A 2,539-nucleotide genomic window follows, 5' to 3' on the forward strand; every position below is an offset into this window, starting at 1 on the left:
ACGTCACCGTGACGGTGACCGTGCATGTCACTCCCGAAGCCGAAGCACTCTGGCAGGAAGCGGAGGCGGCCGAGCGGGAGTCCCGCGCAGCCCAGGAACCCTCCGCGACCGCCCGGCGCCGCGCCGTGGCGATCGCGCGCGCGGACCGGTACTCACTCGACGCCGCAGCCGCCGCGTTCGGGGTGTCCCGCTCCCGCGTGCAGCAGCTCGAACGAGCCGCCGCCTCCTGAGATCCCCCGGCGGGCCGGCTCGCCACGGCCGGCCTCACCTACCTCGACCGAGCCCGTGCCATGCTCCACGCGGAGCCCGCGCCGAGCGCTATCACCCCCGTTTCAGCGGGTGTCAGGGTCTACCGTCACAGCAGAAAGACAACATCATGACGAAGCAAGAATCGGGCATCGCAACATCGGGGGCAGGAATCGCGGTCATCGCGGGCCTTGTTCCCGCGGCCATCATCGCTCTGGCGCTCAGCCTGAGCAGCGGCAGTCTGCCCCTGCCCTATATCAACGCCACGAATCCAATCAGTTCGGTGGCCTTCACTGTCCTCTTCTACCTCGGCTTCGCGATACTCGCGGTGAACGTAGATCGCCTCGTTCGCCGGCGAGCGGAAACCTGGATGATCGCACAGCGCGCAGTGTTCGCTGTGGGCGGCCTCATCGCGGCTGGCTCCTTCCTCTGGATTCCCTATCTCCCGCAGATGCTGGGCATCTGATGGGACCTGTTGGCAGCTGGCGGCGTCGAGCTGTTGGCTCACTCGGGCATCGACTGTCGGTAGCGCGCACCGCCCCGGTCCGCATCCTCGTCGACGGCGAAAGCGACCGAGCCCGTGCTGTGCTCCACGCGGAGCCGCGCTGAGCAATATCCCCCCCCGGTCCAGCGGGCGTACGGTGGGGGATCGATCAGCGGGACGCCGAGCGTCCGGCTACGCACGCAATGTGCAACCCGAATCGGCATCAGCCCCAGAACTGACATACGGTCAGTTATCGGTCAGCACACTGTCGCGAAACGTCGCGGCCGTGTGCGTCTGGCTGTCGAGCGCGCACCCTGATTGGCCGCGTCAGCCGCTAGATCCGTATAGCCACGGCTCGTGTTACCCCGCCAGCACCCTCCTGGCCCGCGATACACACTGCGTCACCTCAAAACGCCCTTGCTGCCTTCCGCGCTTATCAGCGCCTGAGCACCCAGAATAAGCTGCATGTCGGAGCAGAACACGGCCACGTCGGGCCCGAGTGTCGTTGAACAATACTGGACAGGAGTTGCAAGTCAGCTACAGGTCGAGGCAGGAGTCTTTAGTCGGCTGGTAGGGCACAATGGGGAGATTGGGCGTGCTAATGAACTGGCTCTAGCTCAACTGGTGACAAGTCTTCTTCCAGCAGATGTCGGGATTGGCACGGGCGTAGTTATCGACTCGGAAGGTAACCGTTCCGCTCAAACCGACCTAATTATTTACGATAAAGGTTCTCAGCCCCAGATCCTCGCTCACTCGACGCAACTACTATTCCCCGTGGAGACCGTGCTCGCCGCAGTAGAGGTCAAGACCTCCGTCTCGACCGGCGAGATAACCGACGCCGGGCGGAAGTTTGCAAGCATAAGATCGCTACGGCCGACAGTGGGCCGCTCCATACCTCTCACGGCTTTCTTTGGTTATAGCGCGGCAAATGCGCCCTCCGCGCGAGCGCGGGAGCTAAACCAGCTAGGCGTGAACGAGCGTCCAGACGTTGCTTGCATTCTTGATCCTGGAATCGTCAGTGCCCGGTCTCAGGAAGATCTAAATATGGGGCTGGTCCCATTGCATAAGTTGGACGAAAATGGTGCACGTCAGAGTATGGAATGGATTGAGCAAGCTGGAGCGGGCCGCGTCGTTCGTGACAATACGAGCTACCCAGTGGCTGGCTTGAGACTATATAGAGATTGGGTTGTCTTCGAGCCCGGTCGCGCTTTGCTACTTTTTGCAGAAGGATTACTAACCGCGCTCGCTGGGCGAACCGATTGGAATGTCCACTGGCTTTCGTCGTACGTGACCGATGTTGCGCGCGAAACGGTGGTCCCTCCCTCTACGCCATGACGCTATCCACAAATTCCCGTGTGCTCATCGTATCGAAGTTCATGGCGATGGCGGCACTTCCGAGCGACTGCCTTATGGGTGAATCAATCCACTGTCCGGTCACGACGGCGACGGAAACGCGATCATTGCGACGGCTGAGTGCTAGGGCTAAGACTTCAATTTCTGCGCTCTCGCGTTCGTCGTCTACATCAAAGAGAGCGGGACATTCGCACATCACCTGGCCAGCAAGGTCGTAACCGGGGGCGTGGCTGGAAAGATGAACGGCGTTCGAGCGCACCCAGCTGGTAACCAGGTCTGTCTCCCCAAATTCGCGGCAGTCGCGAACGACGAGTGGAGGGAATAGCAGGTCACCGTCGGTGCAAAGAGGCTTATGCAAAATTGGTTTTTTGCCGAGTGAAAAAGATGAGTCCGCGGACGGCGTTGAAGGCATCTCGGAAGGTGCGCAGTGGCCGCCGGTAGTCGGTGTGGAATATC

The 2,539-nt window shown here is 61.2% G+C and carries 4 protein-coding genes; 3 read left to right on the forward strand and 1 reads right to left on the reverse strand.

The features are described from left to right. The 3 genes from C5D07_RS04580 to C5D07_RS16395 all read left to right on the forward strand — a co-directional run. A partial coding sequence (locus tag C5D07_RS04580; RefSeq protein ID WP_211286331.1) for a helix-turn-helix domain-containing protein occupies positions 1-230 on the forward strand: 230 nt, incomplete at its 5' end. Between the two features lie 146 nt (positions 231-376). Continuing rightward, positions 377-712: a hypothetical protein gene (locus C5D07_RS04585; protein WP_104258791.1), complete on the forward strand. Its 336-nt coding sequence runs from the start codon at positions 377-379 to the stop codon at positions 710-712. Positions 713-1,195: 483 nt separating this feature from the next. Next, positions 1,196-2,065, forward strand: a complete 870-nt coding sequence (locus tag C5D07_RS16395; RefSeq protein ID WP_373408364.1) for a DUF6602 domain-containing protein — start codon at positions 1,196-1,198, stop codon at positions 2,063-2,065. Here C5D07_RS16395 and C5D07_RS15255 read toward each other — a convergent pair. Then, positions 2,055-2,539: hypothetical protein (locus C5D07_RS15255; RefSeq protein ID WP_211286332.1), on the reverse strand; the 485-nt coding region annotated here is incomplete at its 5' end. The two genes, C5D07_RS16395 and C5D07_RS15255, sit on opposite strands and share 11 nt — an antisense overlap.

Source organism: Rathayibacter tritici, from assembly GCF_002932875.1.
Classification (GTDB): domain Bacteria; phylum Actinomycetota; class Actinomycetes; order Actinomycetales; family Microbacteriaceae; genus Rathayibacter; species Rathayibacter tritici.

Coding starts and splice junctions, on each gene's coding strand:
- C5D07_RS04585 (WP_104258791.1), top strand. CDS start 377: ATGACGAAGCAAGAATCGGGCATCGCAACATCGGGGGCAGGAATCGCG.
- C5D07_RS16395 (WP_373408364.1), top strand. CDS start 1,196: ATGTCGGAGCAGAACACGGCCACGTCGGGCCCGAGTGTCGTTGAACAA.